The organism is Pseudoalteromonas sp. C2R02 (genome assembly GCF_018860845.1).
Classification (GTDB): Bacteria; Pseudomonadota; Gammaproteobacteria; order Enterobacterales; family Alteromonadaceae; genus Pseudoalteromonas.
Genome location: NZ_JAHKQC010000052.1, coordinates 92,681 through 111,055, shown reverse-complemented (window position 1 = coordinate 111,055; position 18,375 = coordinate 92,681). Strand labels below are relative to the sequence as shown.

The window sequence follows — 18,375 nt, the reverse complement described above, 5'->3', positions numbered from 1 at the left end:
AATGGCAATATGAAGCTAAAAACGATGAATGTTAAGAATGACACATAAGGAGTGTTTCAGTGAAAACACCATACCAAATACAATTTGAAGCCTTCGCAAATGCGGGTGGCCTCTATGATGAAAGACATGCAAAATTATACGGTGACTTTGCTAACGATTTAATTGAAGACGGTAGCTTTTCAATTATTTATGAAGGCGTAGCACATGCTTGCTATACGCCTATCACGATAGATAAAGCGCCATACCTAAAATGCTATGTATTAGCGCCATTAGCTGTTTTGCCTGAATATCAAAGAAAGGGCTATGCGACTCGATTAATGGAAGAAGCAGAAAAACAATTAGATGCAGATGTGATTTTCGTAATGGGTGAACCTCACCACTATGCTAAGCGCTACAATGCATCTCACAACGTTTTACTTCCAGTTGAAAGTGAAGCACCGCTAGAATGTTGGTTCGCTCGTGAGTTGACTAAAGGTGCGCTTGATGGTGTTGGTGAATCATCGTCAAGCATAACAGGGCCATATGCGTCACCATTTATATGGAGCCACCCAAGCGAACAGTTTAAGGATTAAACAACTTTTAAGAAGCTGTTAGTTAGGTACCTCTATTCTGACGTTGTAAACTGCATAAAACGGTTAAACCGTTAATGCCTGCAATGTCAGAATAGAGCACTTCAGAATTACAGCTATTGAATTTCCGCTTTTCGCTCATAGCTACCTGCCAGATTAACCCTAATAGTTAAAACTGACAGTTTCCTTTGGTAATCACACGACTACAATTTAATAATCTAAAAACAATTAAAGAGATTATAAATGTTAACAACTAGGCTTTTATTTAGCTGTTAAAGAGATATTTAGATTCTGAGTTTTAATATGACAATGGTCGGCAATAATATGTATTTCATCTATTTTTTTCATATTGTAGCCATCTGATTTAACAGTTAAATTTGCGATACCAAAATTAGTTCCTAAATCTACTGGCGTTGTGGGATCGCATTGATTATTTGTATCCAGGAGAAATTCTTCCGCTTCTTTATCTTCAAATTGAAAACGCCCATATACGTCACAATTCAGCGGTGCTTGTGTATCATTATCAATGATGTTGAGGGTAAACGAAGGAAAGAATATTTCAGGGCACACAGCATCAGTAGTATCAACAAAATCACCACTATTAATACTAAACTCATCATCCACCATTTGTTTGTCAATATCAGCGCTTATTAAAGTGGGGTAACCAAAGGTAGGATGATATTCAACGGTTAATGATTCGCTATTATCAATTAAGCTGTTCACTTTAATAAAGAGTTCATTCACAGTTAAAAAGCTTGAGCGGAACTGTTTATCTACAATCACTTCATCTTGTTCTGTATATGATAAAACAGTTTGATTATCTTTTATTAAAAGTACTGTAGGTTGAACAACTTCGGGTACACAAAAACAGCTTCTTCTTTGAGTGAAAGTGTAATCTGTTATATTAAGTGATTCCCATTTAGCTTGATTATCATCAAGCATTTTCTGTTGGTCATTGGTATCACTATTACAACCAATACAGGTTAATAAAATAACTGAACCAAGCGTTAATTTTTTATTCACCATGTTAATCCTTTATTTTGGTATATATTTCCTATTAAGCATAAGTGTATTATTACAGGAACACTGTAACTTAATGTAATCTCTTATGGCTACTTTGTAATTGCAGAACTCGTTTAAACTTATGATTTTTCAGACTGTAGATGTTTGATGGCTTTATCTGTTGTTTGTACCATGCTTAAAAATTCTTTTATTAATAAAATAAGCCCATAAATTGCAACACCATGGTGGGCACCGAGTTGATGTGTGTCACTTTGTATTTGACCATAAATTTGATAACCACTGGTGCACATTAAACATAGTGCCATAAATATGTTAGTGAAGTGACTATTGGCAATTTTGCTGAGTATTTCAATCATGTGTTTTAGCCAATTAAAACCGTAGGTAACCCGGCAACAATTGAGCCGCCATGTGCTGATGTATCTCCCATTCTAATTGCTGGCTTTCCGCCAATTAATACTGTGGCACTGCCCATAACTAAACTGTCAGGCGGGCCAACACAAGTTGCGCTATCCCCCATAACGGCTGCCGGCAAACTGCCAATTAATACTGTGGGTGCGCCAGGACCAATTATTGGCCCTCCGACATGAGGAATGGGTGGTACTGCCGGTGTTTGCATCGGACATACATGCATATCCGTCATTCTTGCTGCAGGTTGTCCCATTAGCTTTTCTCTTTAATTTTTAGAAGTGCGGTTTTCGCACTTTGACCATTGGCGATATCTATGCCTAGCTGAATCGCTTTAATGTAAAACTGCTCATACCCCATTTCACCTTCCTGCCATTGTGGCACTGCTGCTGCTACGGTTATAGCAGCTGCAACTGCATGACCATACAAAAATGTAGGCGGCATAACAGCGGGTAATTCAGGTGCAACAATAGAACCAGTACCTGACCAAAAAACAGCTTTTGCAACCCATGATGGCGCTGACTCTAAGCCAACTCTATCAGCTAATTGGTTGGCACGAACTCTATGGGTTTCATTAGGTTGTTTTAACCAATTACGGGCGCTATTAATTGCATGAACTTGAGTATCATCCCATTCATTTTCACGCAACTCCATAACAATGCTTGCCCAGTTAATCGCATCAACCATAGGCAAAGCATGAGAAATAAACTGTACAGCATCACTCAATAAATTAGCATCGTTTAAAGCATCAATCGCCTCTTTTGGCGTCATATTATCTGTGATACATAATTTTGCATCATCGCTTAATTCATATCTCACTAAGATAGATGCGATAGTTTGATTGGGTATTTTTTTATACATTAGTTTACCTGCACCAAAGAACCTGAAATTTGTGTAATACCTGATGATGATACTTTTGTCATAGCTGATGAGCTAAGTTCTGCACCAGCACTACCTGTGACTTTAGCTTGTGCTGAGGTACTCACAGTAACACCTGCATTACCCGACATTTCAGCATTAGCATTTGCGTTAGCCTTAAAGTTACTACCTGCGCTTATTTTTGTTTCGGCATCACTATTAAGTTTTAAATTAGCACCATTAACTTGTACATCACCGGTTGAATCAATCGATAACTTATCACATTTAATTGCAATACCACTTGTACTTAGCTCTATGGAATTACTACCTACTGTTAAAGTGATTTTATCATCTGCTTCCATGGTTATTTGCTTGGCTTTTTCAGCTAAGGTTTCTTTAATCGTTAAAGCATAATTATCGTTACCCGTTACTGTAATGGCTTTTTCTGTGGTGCTAGAAAACTCATTAGTCACAGTTTGTTTAAAGTCATTTTCGATTTCAATAACATGATCTTTTGCAGCATGAAAATATATCTGTTCATTATCTTTTTTATCATCAAAACGAATTTCATTTGCAGTTTCACCCAGCTGAGTTTTAATCCCGCTTTGTGTACTGTTGAGTTCATTATATGGCGGTGGGTTTTTACTATTATAAACACTGCCAATAACCAAAGGTTGATCGGGGTCATTATTGACAAAGCTTACTAACACTTCATCTCCCACTCTAGGAATAAACTGTATACCTAAACCAGAGCTTGCCATTGTTTGTGCTACGCGGATCCAACAACTAGGGCTATCACCACCTACTTTATCCCAATGGAATTGCACTTTAATACGACCACTTACATCATGCTGAGGTTGACCAACATCTCCACCAATCACAACAGCTGTTTGCAAACCATTGATCACAGGTTTAGGAATAAACTTAGGGTAACTGGGGCTTTTAATAGGACGACATATAAATTGATTTGAATAACTCACTGATTGCTCAGCAGCTTCGATAGTATGAATAATTTCTTCTATGGCATAATCGCCAAGTTGGCTACTATCTGGATGTGCAGACAGTGAAAATTGCGTTGCCAAAGTTAAGTCTTCAACAATACTTTTAGCTTCAACTAAACTGAAATCACTTTGCACTTGATTAAGCCTTTTTTTAACCACTTTACTGCTTAAATCACTCATATCACCTTTAACTGAGTTGGCCCCAAATTCATATTGGGTCAGTTTTTGCGTATTTGCGATAGTGTGAGAAGAGCTAGAATCACCACTATCAACAACTTGCGTGCTTTCATAATCATAATTAACACTGCTTATTGCAGCGCCATGAAGCTTAAGCTTTGGCTGCCATTGCGTAACCAACATTTGCTCGCCAGTACGGCTTGCTTTGTAATCTAATTTAGCAATACTTGCATCTTCATAAGGTGAGTCTGGGTCTTGCAGATTTAACTGATGGCTATTACTTGTATGATTAAAATAATAATGAATTCCCTGCTCTGCTAATAATCTTTGCACAAAGTCAAAATCAGTTTCATTATATTGCACACAATAATTACGCTCATCTGATGGTAAAGTTCCTAAAGTATAATTTCCTGAAAAACCGGCATCATCAAATACTTCAGATAGAATATCTGATAAGGTTTTTTGCTGAAAAACACGATAATTTTTACGAAAAGTAAGTAACCATAACCAAGGTCTTAGTACGATTTTATAATGCTGGTAGCCATGATCACTTTGACTTTCAAGTAACTGAACTTCAGTTAAATAGCCATTAAATACACGCTTTTCTTTTTGTTTATTATCGGCAACTTCATTCCAGTGACATGTAATAGGTTGACCTAGTTGATCATCTGCGGAAAAATTACTGCTTACCAATACACCTTGGATCAAAAACGGAGTTGATAAACTTTCATTAATGACCAGCTTATGACCCAAGTGAGTATTGTTATTTGAATCTGTAAAATATAACCCTCTATTTTCAAATTGATATGCCACACACTTTCCTTATAAATTTCAATTTTTGAGGATTAACCCCAAGTCGTTCCGGGTTATTTAATCTAATAATACTCTGGCGTTATCGCCTTGTTCATAAATCAGCAAGCTAACGGTAGATAAGGATTTTATTTCCGCTAAGCTGACAACGAGTGAGTGATTTCCCCGCTCAACATTATCATTAAGTCTTTTAACTATTTTTTTGATTTCGTCTAATTCAACTAAGGCTTTTGGTACACGAGTTTTAACAAAGTTAAACCATTTTTCGCTCATGTTTGTGCTAACTTTAGCGATAACTTCTTTATTGGTGATAGTAAATGGTTTATTTAAAGCACCGCCATCACGTAATACATCATAAATAATATGGCCATTCTTTTTAGCCACCATCATATTTTTAGTATTAAGTTGTAGCTCACCTATATGACCATTACTCATTTTTAAGAAAAACTTAATATCTTTATAACCGGCACCTGTTGCACCACAATTATATTTAGCATTATCGCCTTGCCCTGTACCGTACCTATCTTTCATAGCTGACTGGAAATGCTTTAACTCAATAAACTCTTTAGTTAAAGATATCATAGATTTAGCTGCAACCATATCTACCATAGAGTCAAAGATAATGGTCATTCTTGTTGCATCTTTTAAATCACCTATATCGTAATTACGTTTACGGTTGGTAATTTTATCTAAGGCACCATGAAAGTCTTTTACACCAAAATATGCGCCCGGAGGCTGTTTAACTGTACCTTTACATACCGAAGCGACTTGAACTGCATATTCTTTTAGTTCTTCTTGTGCTTCACAAGTGCTTTGAAACATCATAAATAATTGTTTACGCTTTAACTTAGTATTGGCAACTTGGTTTCTAGATTTAAAATCTAACTGTTTATTAGCCAATTTAGCACTTGAAGCTGCATCTAAATAATTAGATATTGCATTTTTCTGCGTCATGATATTTAACATAGACATATCTTGATTTCTATTTGCATCATTCACATATTCATTTGATGATATTTTTGCTTTTAATTTTTGTAGCTTTTGCTCATAAGCTTGATTATTTACTAGCCTAAACCCTTGCGACATCCGACCTTGTAAGTTGATTTTGGCCATTACAGCAGCTTTATTCTTTTTGACAATAGCTTGCTGAATTTTTATTTCTTCAGCAAAAAGAGGATTTAGAGTTTTTTCAGTATTTGACGGCATATAACTCTCACTTATTTTGCAAAATAATACCTAAATCAGTTAATTAAAATGTTTAGATATACCTCAATTTACCACTCAAGCTTATTCAGTCAAGCTATCAGGTAAAAATTACCCGTAAAGAAGCTCGACTTGATGTTTTTTACTCGAATATTGGCTATGTAATAGACTAAGCTGACCTATTTCATTATCAATCAAAACTCGTAACTGCTGCATTGCTTTGAGTCGCTTAGATGTTTGATGCACTTTATTTTTAGGATCTAGCCAGTGATGTAAGGGCATGAGTATGTTTTTAGATATAAATTCAATTCTACTTTGAATATCTTTTAAGCACTGCGTTAAATGTGTTTTTGTGATCACCAAGGCATATTTAGATTTAGTGGTTTGAAATAATTGACTGTAACTTACAAGACCTTTATCTATCGCTTGTGTAAATTCATGACGGCGACCAAAAGTAACCCAACTTAGCTTTTTCCACTTAGCTAAACCTATGACTTTATCACCTATTTTTGCATGATTAAATGCGTGTTCATTGAGCCATGTTTTTGTCAAAATTTGACTATTTATATTTTTTAAAGACATTTCAAACTGCTTCATTTTTGCAATATGATCTTCCTCAGATGTTTGGGTATCAGTCAACTTTGATTTATTAAACCAAGTAATTTCGTCTAATAGCCCTTTACCTGAGCCAACAGAGGCTGTAGTCGATTTTAATTTAGATTTATCAAACCAAGTTATGTCATCTAATAACCCTCTGCCTGAACCAAGTTTAGTTTCAGTTGCTTTTAAGCTCGATTTATCAAAACGTCTAATTTCACTTAAATGTGCAGCTCTGTGTATATCACCTAAGTAATCCTTAGTTAATTCTTTATGTTTTAAAATCGATTCCCTGAGTTGGTCTGCATCCTCTCTTAACGCATCACCTATTCCTTCAACCTCACAAGGGTGTTCGTCCATTAATCGTCTGGCTTCTTCTTGCATTGGTTTTATATGATCATCGATTACTCGTTTGGTATAATTAATCCAAGTAGAAAAACTATATGCATTGCCTGGTAGCATAGATACCAACTGACTTTGGCTACAAGTACTGATCAAATAACAAGCGAGTAAAGGACTTGTTTTAAATATATTTAAGTCAAATGAGGATACGTACAAACGCTTAAATAGTTTATTAACTTTCCTTACTTCTTTGCAGTGTTGAATGGTTTTAATAATGTTTGTAAGGGTTTTTCGAAAATCATTCGCCCACTTAACCGCTTGAGCGCCAACAGGTGCAAAAGCATCTGTTGCAGCTGACGCTAAATCAGCGGCTAAATCAACCGCCATCGCATTACGCTCTGACTGTAATGCATGTTTTAAACTATTAACCGCCGCTTTAGGATCCCCCTGAGCAAAAAAGTATTTGGCTATTCTTGTTTGTCTGATTTTTACTTGTTTTTTTACCAATGCATATACTTTAGGCGCAAATTCAACAATAAATTTAGCTGTACTGGCTAATGGAATAAGGTGCATCAATAGGTTTTCTAATAATTTATATATTTCAGCTTTTAGCATCTCAATAAATTCCATTACTGTAATTTTAAGAGACTTAATTAAACCTAAAACAAAATTAACCACATTAGAAATAATGCCGCCTAAAGTCGTTTTTCCTGATACATACTTAACAGCTTGAGATACACCAGATTTTACTTTGGCAATGATCTCTTGAACCATACTTGGTACACTAAAACCTTTAAAACCTAACTGTTCTAATAGGTCTTTCACATCATTGGCAAATTCTTTGGCTGTTTTTAGTTTGCTCTTAAACTTCATATTACAGCCTCGAAAAATTTGCATGCAAATTTCTTGTTGGGCATCTTTCATTAATGCAAGTTCACGTAATGTTTGAGTATCTGTTTTTTGTCCAAAGAACAGCTGTAAATGCAGCTTCCAAGGTGCATCTGACCTAGTACTACGGATAGATAAACGAAAATCTTCTTTAGATTGGCACCATAAACCAAATTTCACTTTTAAATCGGATAAGGTTTCATCTGATTTATCAGTATTATAATTACGGATTGAATCATCAACGTCTTTTAATAGCTGGCTTCTAGTTGATAGTTTTCCTGCATAAGTTTGTTCTTTCCATTCGTCATAACTCATGAGAATTGGTAAAGCCATATGTATTTCCATAGATAAATTTTAAATTTACTTAATTATAGAAACAGATATTGTTTTTTCCTTGAAACTTATGATTTTCGAATAATTCCATTCTGATTTTTTTAAACTATATTTAAAACAGTTTTACTTTTTGTATTTTGGATTATTTTAGGATAACAATGAATATCAAAAACAATGACACTATTGCTTTGCCATTAACCAGTAAAATTTTTTCTATTATTGGAGGCTTATTTGGATTTGTGGTAATACTCGCTTGGTACTTAAACCAAGCTTTATTGATTCAACTTCACAAGTTTCTTGCTCCAATGCATTTTAATGAGGCTATATGCTTATTTTTGCTAGGCATAAGCCTTTTTACTGTCAAACATAAATTAAGAGCGTTATTACCTAGCATTGTATTGTTTATAAGCTTAATTACCTTATTAGAATATATATTAAGTATAAACTTAGGTTTAGATCAGGTTTTTATTAGTCAAACCGATAATTTATTTAACCTTTTACCTGGTAGAATGTCACCAGTCTCCTCACTATGTTTTATTTTAATTTCCCTTAATTTTTTAACTTTTACATCACCAAAAATAAACTCAGAAATAACTGTCTTGGTTTGCAATAGCAGTCTATTTATTACGATTTCTTTGCTCTTTATTTCACTTTTTGGCTATATCTTTAGCATTAGTTCTTTTTACGCTTGGGGTTACTTTTCTCCTGTTGCAATCCATAGTGCTTTAGCTATTTTATGCATTTCAATGAGCATGAGGTTATTTATAAATAAACAGTATAAAAAAGATAATAAAAGCAGTTTTAATGCTACTTATCTAGTTTCTATCATATTTTTGATTTTGTGGATACAAAGTGTCAATCAAGAGTCTAGGGCGATTAAAACACAAATACAAAATGAGATTACTGTTATTGAAGGTAATGCAAATCAAGCATTAAATGCTCTACTAAAGCAGTTAACTAATATAAAAACAGATAAAAACAATTCTCCTATAAACCCCGTAGATCCAATCTATAAAACATCTTGGATCAAGTATATTCAATGGTTTGATATTAATACTGCAAATCAAGTCTATACATTGCCAAATTTAGATATAAAAAATGATTTTTCAGACAAGTTATTAAAACTGTTTAAAGAAGTAGAGGAAACTAAAGTATTTTCTGCTGATACAAAAATAAGTGAAAACACTCAAAATACGGCATTAATAGTGGTAACCCCAAGCTTTTTAGATAATGAAAACTTAAAAGGCTTTGTGGTTATTCATATTGACCTAAAAGCTTTTTTAAACAGTATCCAATCTAAAAATAGTGGTGTTATAGCACTAAAATTAAATCACAACTATCAAGATATTTTTGATAGTTCATTATCTAATAACATTAATGATAACCACTTTACACAAAGCCATGCCATGTCAATTCATGGTATGGACTGGAAAATAGCATTAAGCCCAAGCTTAGTTTTTTTTAAAAATATCACCTCAAGCCTACCCGGTTGGCTATTATTTATGGCTATTATGTTCAAATTTTTATATTCCTTACTTATGTATTTCTCACGCTTATCTCAAGATAAAGAGGAACAACTAACTAAAATAAATGATCAACTTAATGACGAAAAAAACAAATTAAATACCTTAACTGCCAACTTAAATGACGCGATTATTATCATAAATAATAAAGGTATTATTCAGTCTTTTTCACAAAAAGCAGAAACCTTATTTGGTTATACCGAAAAAGAAATTGTAGGACGTAGTGTCAATGTATTAATGCCAACAGAACTCAGTTTAGAACATGACAGCCATGTGAAAGGTTTTAATACAAAGAAAAAACCTTTAGTCGTAAAAAAGAGAAGTAACCTTGAAGGTTTACATAAAAACCAAACTAAGTTTCCAATTGATATTACTTTGGCTGAAATCACTTTTGACAAAGAGCAGCTATTCATTGGTGTCATAAAAAATATTTATTTCGAAACTAAAACGATAGAGCAACTTGAAAAATCAAAATATGAAACTGAATCAATAAAAATAGCTAAAAGTAAATTTATAGAATATATGGGTCATGAAATTAAAAGCCCTATGAATAGCATATATGGCGTTTTACAAATTTTAAATCATGAAGCCAGTTCTGATAAAAGTAACAAACTCATTGAACAAGCATTATTTTCCTCAAAATCACTCATTTGTACCATAGATGATATTATTGACTTTTCAAAAATTGAAGGAGATAAGTTATTTATTGAAGAGTCTGTATTTAGTATTAAACAACTTTTACATACTTTAATCCATGATATGACTCATGAAGCACAGAAAAAGGACGTGAAATTATCAGTATCTTATTCAAGCAATTTTACTGATGGTTGGTTAGGCGACCCCGTTAGGATCAGACAAATAATTTTGAATTTAATCTTAAACTCTTTAAAATTCACCATAGATGGCAGTATAGATATTCATATCGATATTATTGATTCTAGTAACAATCAAAAATCTATTAAAATTACAGTCTCAGATACTGGCTCAGGTATGAGCAAAGAAAAAGCAGCGAGTCTTTTTAATCATATAGACCAAGGTATAAAACTTACCACACATTTATGTGATGGCTCTGGTATTGACCTACTCATTGTAGAGAAAATGGTACAGTTGATGGATGGCTCTATCAGTGTAGGCAGCACAATAGGTGAAGGCTCTTGCTTTTTAGTTATTTTACCTTTGATAAAACAAGATAAAAATTTTCAAGAAATGCATTTACATACTCAAGAAGTTATACCTCACTTTGAGAGTAAACATATTTTATTGGTAGAGAATGACGCAGTGAGTAAGGTCATTTTTAAAAGTATGCTAGAGGCAACTAAAGCCAATGTGTCAATTGTATCAAACGGACAAGAAGCACTTAATTACTTAAAAGAAAAACAAACAGATTTGATAATGATGAATACCCAACTACCGGTTATAAATGGTATAGAAACTTGTAAAGAAATTAGAGTTAAAAACTTTATAATGCCTATCATTGCAGTGGGTGAGCATAATATACAAGACGACATAAAAAACTATGAACAGCTTGGCTTTAATGCACGCGTAGATAAACCCATTGAGCTTCATATGTTATATAAAATATTAGCAGAACAGTTAAGTTAAGGTTTTATTTATTTTTTACAGTTTAAGACCAGATGTTGTTGGTGTTTATGCTTTCTTACCTTATTATAAACAATACCCAAGTAACATAAAAAATGTGACTTGGGTATTTTACAATATTAATCTCACTAAAAAATTACATTAGTACTCTTGCTGCAATCCCCAGTAAAACAACGCCAGTGATTTTTTCAATGATATGCACGTTATTGCGTAACTTTTCTAACATACTTGATTTTGATAACACCAGCGCAATTAAACAATACCAAATAGTATCTATACCACCTACTGTGCCTATCATAATTATTTTTTGCTCTAAGCTGGCATCAGCATCAATAAATTGACTAAACAGTGCTAAAAAAAACATGGCAATTTTAGGATTTAAAAAGGCAATCATAAAACCTTCCCATGCACTTTGTTTAAACGTTACGGATGTTTTTTCATGCTTTAATTTACCTAGAGAAGATTTTGAAGTGAATGCTTTAAATGCTAACCAAAGTAAAAATACAACGCCTGTATATTTAATCACATTGAATAACCAAGGCGTTTCTTTTATGACAAGTGCCATCCCTAAAACAGTTAATAATGCGTATAAAGCAATGCCCGCACCGTGTGCAATACTCACAATAAAGCCATTCATTCGACTACCAGAAACGGTATGTTTTAAAACAATCGCTAAACTTGGTCCTGGGGTCATCGCTCCTAATAAACAGATAGAGGCTAAAGATAACCACGCTGCTAATTCCATATTACTCTCAAACTTATTTATATTAAGTTTATTTTACCTTGCTAATAGCATGAATAAAAATCAAATTATTGACTTTTTGGTATGTGAAAAATTCATACCTAGCTTTATCTGTTATTTTTAAGTAACTTTAATCCATATTCAATTGTGGTATCTAAATGCGCTTTAAAAAGTTGATAACATATTTCTCTAAACCATTTATGTTCAGGATCTAAATTATTTTTTGCATGCCACAAGATATAATATTGATGGGGTTTTATATCTAGCGGTAAAGGTTTAATTTCTAAATCATGAAGGTGTGAAAAGTCAGCAGCAATATGCAGCGGTGTTGTTAAAATAGTGTCTGTTTGTAATAATAATTCTATCGCAGATTGAAAAAACGGTACTGATGCAAATACATTTCTTGTTTTACCTTGTCCAGATAAAGCTGCTTCTATTGGACTATCTTTATCGCCACCGCCACTAATTACAATATGTTTTGAATCTGTATAATCATCAAGTGTAAAGGGGCTTGCCACTTTAGGGTGTGCCTTGCGCATTACAATCACTAATTCATCTTCAGCCATTTTTTTACCGTAAAGGTTTTCAGGCACTGAATCTGCGATTGTAGATACTAAATCTAAAGGTTTTTGAGATAATTCATATAACCAGTTTTTTTGCCATAACTGATATTCAATACTAATACTTGGCGCACTATTTACCATTTTTGCGCATATATCTGGTAAGATAAATTGTGATACGTAATCACTTGAAGCCAATATAAACTTACGTTCACATTGCGCTATATCTAACTTTTTAGGTAAATATAAATTATCTAAACTTTGTATTAAACTGGGCAACTGCGTTTTTAATTCTTCACCTCGTTTTGTCAGTACAAAATGATTGGCTTCTCGAATTAAAATAGGATCATGAAAGGCATCACGAATTTGAGATAAGGTTTTACTCATAGCTGATTGTGTCACATTCAGCGTTTTTGCAGATTCGGTGAGATTACGAGTATGTAATAGAGAGATAAGTGCAGGTAATAACTTGTAGTTATTCAAAAAGTTGTGCCTTTAGTTAATGAAATAAACCCATTTAATACACTATTCACTAAATGGGTCTTTTGATACTACATTTTTTTATAAATTATTTCATCAACAGAGTGCTTACCTGCACCTTGGATCAATAAGCTTACAACACCCGCTAAAAGTAAAAGTTGGAATTCATATCCCCCTTTACCAAACATACCAGCATCTAGATGCACAAAACCAATTGCCACTAACATCACTACAACTAAACTGCTTGCAGCCGTTCTCGTAAATAAACCCGCAATTAACAAAGCACCACCAAGTGTTTCAGCAAGACCTGCTGCAACAGCTAATAAATAGCTAGGTTCTAGACCCATACTGCCTAACCAGCCCGCAAACCCTGCTGGATTGCCTTCACCAAATAGCTTACCCCAGCCGTGACCGATAAAAATCACACCTAAAGTGAGCCTTATTACTAAAGGAGCGATATCGTTATTATTACTCGCGAATAGTTTTTTTAATATGTCTGTCATGAGTGTACCTAAAATAAAATATAGCTAAATATTCTAATGACATTTAGCTATGAATAGAAATCCTTTTTAAGACTAAAACCCATGAAATAAATTCACACCCTTTAAAGATAAATTGAAAGTACGCCAAACAATGAATAAAAAGTCACTAATGCCAAAATAGGGAGCTTCAAAGATTTTAATAAATATATGCCAAGTACAACTAAAGCCATATCAATGCCATTAATCACTGCGCTTTGAAAAACAGGCTGATATAAAGCTGATAATAATAATCCTACCACAGCAGCATTCACACCGTTCATAGCCCCTGAAATACTCGGATTACTCGCTAAAGCCTGCCAGTTTTTCAATACGATTAATATCAATAAAAAACCAGGAAGAAATACAGCTACAGTTGCCAAAAATGCACCTGTAATGGGTGAGTTCGGCAATAATTCAAAGCCTAAAAAGGTTGCTAATGTAAACATAGGTCCCGGCACAGCTTGTGCAGTTGCATAAGCAGTTAAAAATGCATCTTGACTCAATTGTTCACCCACTAAGTTCTCTAATAAAGGTAAAACAACATGACCGCCACCAAAAACAAAACTGCCCGCCTGAAAAAAGTCTGAGAACAGTTTAGTATGTGCATTCAAATGAGAAAATAACGGTAAAACAACCAATAAGCTTATAAATATAACTAATGGCGGCCAATTTAATTTCATTTTTGAGAGTGTTCTTTGTTCACTGCGCTCTTTTGGTATCAAAAAATATTTACCAATTAAAGCGGCAATAATTAATACTAATATTTGTGTATAAAGCGAAGGCACCATTAATAATGCAATCGCGGTAAAAGCACATAAAGCAACTGATATTTTTTGCTTGCAAAAGTTATTAAACATGCCCCAAGCAGCATCCGCCACAACAATCACAGCAAGTAATTTTAAACCATGGACCACACCTTCAAAAATAGTATTATTTAAGAAGTGCTGGCTTAATAAAGCAATCACTAACATCACCATAACCGAAGGCAAAGTAAAACCTAAAAATGCAGCGATAGCCCCTGGTAACCCAGCGCGATGATAACCGATAGAAAACCCAACTTGGCTAGAACCAGGTCCGGGTAAAAACTGGCTTAAAGCAACAAATTGGCCATAATCCTTATCACTTAACCATTTATGTTTTTCAACAAAGGCTTGCCTAAAGTAACCGATATGTGCGGCAGGCCCACCAAAGCTAACGCACCCTAAAATGAAAAATTTACAGAATATTTCAAACATCATTTAAATCTATTTATACAATTAATAGCTGCAAGATAATAAATTTATAACAATGATTCAAATTGATTGTTTTGATTGTTAGTATGAATATAATTAATAAACATATTAACCATTTCTGATATTAACAACTTAAGAGTATGAAAGATGAAAGAAATTAATTGGCGTGCCATAGATCTTAATTTACTCGTGGTATTTAATGCGTTAGTTGAAGAAAAAAGTGTTTCCAAAGCCGCTGACAAACTAAAAATAGGGCAGTCGGCTATGAGTCATAGCTTATCTCGCTTAAGAGATTTACTGAGCGACCCTTTATTTGAACGCCAAGGCCATAATATGGTGCCAAGTCAAAAAGCCATAGAACTCACACCAGTGATCGCCAGTATTTTAAATCAAATTTCTCAGCAAGTTTTGCGTACAGGTACTTTTGAGCCTAAAGAATTTAATAGCACTTTTAAAATAGGTTTAACTGATTACGCTGAATTACTTTTTGCCCCTATCCTATTTGATGTAATTTCTTGCCTTGCACCACAAAGCCAAATTTGTTTTTATCATGTTGATAAAAGTAATTTTGAGCAGGTATTCAAAACACATCATCTCGATTTAATGTTAGGCAGTATTAATAATGAATATAAAAACTTTAACCGCTCACATGTATATACTGAACACCACGTTTGTTTATTTGATAAGCAAGCTACTGGCATAACAACGCCGATATCAATCAAACAATACTGTACAACGCCTCACGCATTAACCAGCTCTAATGGCCAAATATCATCACCTATAGATAAACAGTTATCTCAGCATAACCAGCAAAGAAAAGTAAAAGTCACCACACGTAATTTTTTAACTTTAAGACACCTTTTAACGGGGCGAAATTTACTGTGTGTTGTGCCTGAGTTAATGGCTAAAATTGATTTATTTTCAAATAAACTGAGTTTTGCTAAAACGCCTATTGAGGTACCAGACTTTAAAATAGAAATATTATGGGAAGCGCGCAACGATCAACATCAAAAAAATCAGTGGTTACGTCAGCAAGTAAAATCAGCTATTACAGGACATGTATCAAAATTAAGGCAATCTTGAAACTTATAGCAATTTCGATAATTAAGTGACCAGTTAATTAAGGGAATTGGTATTACTTAAGTAAATCATTGTAAATGAAAATAAAATAAAGCTATAGAAGTAATATAACGCCATGTAATTAAAGAGAAATCACTTCATCGACAATCACTAGACTTTCACTTCGTTTCACTATAGCTTAACGTCTCTATATTTAGTTACTAGGGAAAAGTTCGATGATTAAAAAAGCACTCACATGTGCCGTACTGATGGCACTGACAGCTTGTGGTACTCAAGAAGTACAAAATAATAACAAAAATGCACAAACTGAAGCTAAAAAGACATCCTCTCAAATCGCTGCGGTTCAATATCCTGAAACTAAAAAAGGTGATGTAGTTGATAGCTACTTTGAAACGCAAGTTGCCGACCCATATCGCTGGTTAGAAGATGATATGAGCGAAGAAACTGCTGATTGGGTTAAAGCACAAAACAAAGTAACAGCAGATTACCTATCACAAATTCCATATCGCGATGAACTAAAAGCAAGCCTTAAAAATTTAATGGACTACGAAAAAGTAGGCGCGCCTTTTACTGAAGGTAACTACACATATTTTTATAAAAATGATGGTCTACAAAATCAATATGTTGTTTATCGCCAAAAAGGTGATGGAGAAGCAGAGGTTTTCTTAGACCCAAATAAATTCAGTGAAGAGGGCACCACATCACTTGCAGGTTTAAGCTTTTCTAAAGATGGTTCTCTTGCTGCTTATCAAATTTCTGAAGGTGGAAGTGATTGGCGCAAAGTAATCATCATAGACGTTGAATCTAAAAAACAAATAGAGGAAACGCTTATTGATGTTAAATTCAGTGATATATCTTGGATTGGTAATGAAGGTTTTTATTACTCAAGCTACGACAAGCCAAAAGGTAGCGAACTATCTGCTAAAACAGATCAACATAAATTGTACTTTCATAAGCTAGGTACAGCGCAAAAAGATGACCAGCTGGTATTTGGTGGCACAGATAGCGAAAAACATCGTTATATTGGCGGATATGTTACTGAAGATGATAAATATTTATTAGTATCAGCATCTGTTTCAACATCGGGTAATAAACTATTTATTAAAGATTTAACTAAAGCTAAAAGCCCGTTAGTTACAATTTTAGATAATACAGAATCAGATACCTATGTTTTAGATAATATAGGCAGTAAATTGTTTTTAGTAACTAACTTAAATGCACCTAATAAAAAAATTGTGACTGTAGATGCTGCTGATCCTAGCCCAGAATACTGGGAAGATTTGATCCCTGAAACAAAAAATGTATTAAGTGTTTCGACTGGTGGCGGCTATATTTTTGCTAAATATATGGTTGATGCTATTTCAAAAGTTAAGCAGTTTGATAAATCAGGTAAAGAGATACGTGAAATCGAACTGCCAGGAGTAGGCACTGCAAGAGGTTTTAGTGGAAAAGATGACGATGCCACTTTATATTACTCATTTACTAACTATAAAACACCAGGCACAACTTTCGCTTTAAATGCATCTAAAGGTGAAAGTAAGGTATACCGTAAATCAAATGCTAAATTTGATAGCGAACAATACGAGTCTAAACAAGTATTTTATAAATCTAAAGATGGTACAAAAGTACCTATGATCATTACCCATAAAAAAGGTATTGAATTAGATGGCTCAAACCCAACAATTCTTTATGCATACGGCGGTTTTAATGTCAGCCTAACGCCAAGGTTTAGCCCAACACGAGCAGCTTGGTTAGAGCAAGGCGGTATTTATGCTGTTGCCAATTTACGCGGCGGTGGTGAATACGGTAAAGAATGGCATAAAGCGGGTACACAACTACAAAAACAAAATGTTTTTGATGACTTTATTTCAGCAGCCGAATTCTTAATCGACAAAAAATATACTTCAAGCCCTAAACTTGCGGTAAATGGTGGCTCAAACGGCGGTTTACTTGTTGGTGCCGTTATGACACAACGCCCTGAACTATTTAAAGTTGCACTACCTGCTGTTGGTGTATTAGATATGTTGCGATACCATACTTTCACTGCAGGTGCAGGTTGGGCTTACGACTATGGTACAGCTGAGCAAAGTAAAGAAATGTTTAATTACTTAAAAGCTTATTCTCCAGTTCATAATGTAAAACCTGGCGTGCAATACCCTGCAACTATGGTAACAACAGGCGACCATGATGACCGTGTAGTACCAGCACATTCATTTAAGTTTGCGGCAGAGCTACAATCTAAGCAAGCAGGCACAAACCCGACTCTGATCCGTATTGAAACCAATGCTGGTCATGGCGCAGGTACACCAACAAGTAAAACCATTGAGCAATATGCCGATATTTATGGTTTCACTTTATATAATATGGGTGTGCAAAAGCTGTAAATTGGTTTTAAGTATATAAACAAAAAAGGGTTACTCATAATATATGAG

Annotated in this window: 15 protein-coding genes; 4 read left to right on the top strand and 11 right to left on the bottom strand. The window is 34.2% G+C overall.

Going from position 1 to position 18,375, the window contains the following annotated elements; all coding sequences use genetic code 11:
* Positions 1-59: 59 nt before the first annotated feature.
* Positions 60-572, top strand: a complete 513-nt coding sequence (locus KO527_RS24510) for a GNAT family N-acetyltransferase (protein WP_216042867.1) — start codon at positions 60-62, stop codon at positions 570-572.
* Between the two features lie 258 nt (positions 573-830).
* On the opposite strand, the gene KO527_RS24505 is transcribed toward KO527_RS24510, so the two are convergent.
* The 7 genes from KO527_RS24505 to KO527_RS24475 all read right to left on the bottom strand — a co-directional run bounded on the left by KO527_RS24505 (position 831) and on the right by KO527_RS24475 (position 8,206).
* Positions 831-1,595, bottom strand: a complete 765-nt coding sequence (locus tag KO527_RS24505) for a DUF6174 domain-containing protein (protein ID WP_216042866.1) — start codon at positions 1,593-1,595, stop codon at positions 831-833.
* 116 nt (positions 1,596-1,711) lie between these two features.
* Positions 1,712-1,948 (bottom strand): hypothetical protein, encoded by a 237-nt coding sequence (locus tag KO527_RS24500; protein WP_216042865.1) that lies wholly within the window; start codon positions 1,946-1,948, stop codon positions 1,712-1,714.
* A gap of 5 nt (positions 1,949-1,953) precedes the next feature.
* Positions 1,954-2,253, bottom strand: a complete 300-nt coding sequence (locus tag KO527_RS24495; protein WP_216042864.1) for a PAAR domain-containing protein — start codon at positions 2,251-2,253, stop codon at positions 1,954-1,956.
* Positions 2,253-2,858 (bottom strand): hypothetical protein, encoded by a 606-nt coding sequence (locus KO527_RS24490; RefSeq protein ID WP_216042863.1) that lies wholly within the window; start codon positions 2,856-2,858, stop codon positions 2,253-2,255. Before KO527_RS24490 ends, KO527_RS24495 begins: the two co-directional genes overlap by 1 nt.
* The gene (gene tssI / locus KO527_RS24485) at positions 2,858-4,846 is read right to left on the bottom strand and encodes a type VI secretion system tip protein TssI/VgrG (RefSeq protein ID WP_216042862.1); all 1,989 of its coding nucleotides are present in this window, start codon (positions 4,844-4,846) and stop codon (positions 2,858-2,860) included. Before tssI ends, KO527_RS24490 begins: the two co-directional genes overlap by 1 nt.
* Positions 4,847-4,903: 57 nt before the next feature.
* Positions 4,904-6,049 (bottom strand): hypothetical protein, encoded by a 1,146-nt coding sequence (locus tag KO527_RS24480; RefSeq protein WP_216042861.1) that lies wholly within the window; start codon positions 6,047-6,049, stop codon positions 4,904-4,906.
* A 108-nt stretch (positions 6,050-6,157) separates the two neighbouring features.
* Positions 6,158-8,206 (bottom strand): hypothetical protein, encoded by a 2,049-nt coding sequence (locus KO527_RS24475; protein WP_216042860.1) that lies wholly within the window; start codon positions 8,204-8,206, stop codon positions 6,158-6,160.
* Between the two features lie 158 nt (positions 8,207-8,364).
* On the opposite strand from KO527_RS24475, the gene KO527_RS24470 reads away from it, so the two are divergent.
* The gene (locus tag KO527_RS24470) at positions 8,365-11,331 is read left to right on the top strand and encodes an ATP-binding protein (protein ID WP_216042859.1); all 2,967 of its coding nucleotides are present in this window, start codon (positions 8,365-8,367) and stop codon (positions 11,329-11,331) included.
* A 133-nt stretch (positions 11,332-11,464) separates the two neighbouring features.
* On the opposite strand, the gene KO527_RS24465 is transcribed toward KO527_RS24470, so the two are convergent.
* The 4 genes from KO527_RS24465 to chrA all read right to left on the bottom strand — a co-directional run bounded on the left by KO527_RS24465 (position 11,465) and on the right by chrA (position 14,866).
* Entirely contained in the window at positions 11,465-12,073 is a 609-nt protein-coding gene (locus KO527_RS24465) for a LysE family translocator (RefSeq protein ID WP_216042858.1), read from the bottom strand.
* Positions 12,074-12,177: 104 nt separating this feature from the next.
* Entirely contained in the window at positions 12,178-13,113 is a 936-nt protein-coding gene (locus tag KO527_RS24460) for a LysR family transcriptional regulator (protein ID WP_216042857.1), read from the bottom strand.
* A gap of 68 nt (positions 13,114-13,181) precedes the next feature.
* A complete protein-coding gene (locus tag KO527_RS24455) occupies positions 13,182-13,613 on the bottom strand; it encodes a DoxX family protein (protein ID WP_216042856.1) in 432 nt (143 codons plus the stop codon).
* Positions 13,614-13,714: 101 nt separating this feature from the next.
* Positions 13,715-14,866, bottom strand: a complete 1,152-nt coding sequence (gene chrA / locus KO527_RS24450; protein WP_216042898.1) for a chromate efflux transporter — start codon at positions 14,864-14,866, stop codon at positions 13,715-13,717.
* A gap of 144 nt (positions 14,867-15,010) precedes the next feature.
* Here chrA and KO527_RS24445 point away from each other — a divergent pair, with 144 nt between their 5' ends.
* Both KO527_RS24445 and KO527_RS24440 read left to right on the top strand, forming a co-directional pair.
* Positions 15,011-15,946 (top strand): LysR family transcriptional regulator, encoded by a 936-nt coding sequence (locus tag KO527_RS24445; protein WP_216042855.1) that lies wholly within the window; start codon positions 15,011-15,013, stop codon positions 15,944-15,946.
* A gap of 212 nt (positions 15,947-16,158) precedes the next feature.
* A complete protein-coding gene (locus tag KO527_RS24440; RefSeq protein ID WP_216042854.1) occupies positions 16,159-18,327 on the top strand; it encodes a prolyl oligopeptidase family serine peptidase in 2,169 nt (722 codons plus the stop codon).
* Positions 18,328-18,375 lie beyond the last annotated feature (48 nt).

Coding starts and splice junctions, on each gene's coding strand:
- KO527_RS24505 (WP_216042866.1), bottom strand. CDS start 1,595: ATGGTGAATAAAAAATTAACGCTTGGTTCAGTTATTTTATTAACCTGT.
- KO527_RS24445 (WP_216042855.1), top strand. CDS start 15,011: ATGAAAGAAATTAATTGGCGTGCCATAGATCTTAATTTACTCGTGGTA.
- chrA (WP_216042898.1), bottom strand. CDS start 14,866: ATGTTTGAAATATTCTGTAAATTTTTCATTTTAGGGTGCGTTAGCTTT.
- KO527_RS24440 (WP_216042854.1), top strand. CDS start 16,159: ATGATTAAAAAAGCACTCACATGTGCCGTACTGATGGCACTGACAGCT.
- KO527_RS24470 (WP_216042859.1), top strand. CDS start 8,365: ATGAATATCAAAAACAATGACACTATTGCTTTGCCATTAACCAGTAAA.
- KO527_RS24465 (WP_216042858.1), bottom strand. CDS start 12,073: ATGGAATTAGCAGCGTGGTTATCTTTAGCCTCTATCTGTTTATTAGGA.
- KO527_RS24500 (WP_216042865.1), bottom strand. CDS start 1,948: ATGATTGAAATACTCAGCAAAATTGCCAATAGTCACTTCACTAACATA.
- KO527_RS24455 (WP_216042856.1), bottom strand. CDS start 13,613: ATGACAGACATATTAAAAAAACTATTCGCGAGTAATAATAACGATATC.
- KO527_RS24490 (WP_216042863.1), bottom strand. CDS start 2,858: ATGTATAAAAAAATACCCAATCAAACTATCGCATCTATCTTAGTGAGA.
- KO527_RS24475 (WP_216042860.1), bottom strand. CDS start 8,206: ATGGCTTTACCAATTCTCATGAGTTATGACGAATGGAAAGAACAAACT.
- KO527_RS24495 (WP_216042864.1), bottom strand. CDS start 2,253: ATGGGACAACCTGCAGCAAGAATGACGGATATGCATGTATGTCCGATG.
- KO527_RS24480 (WP_216042861.1), bottom strand. CDS start 6,049: ATGCCGTCAAATACTGAAAAAACTCTAAATCCTCTTTTTGCTGAAGAA.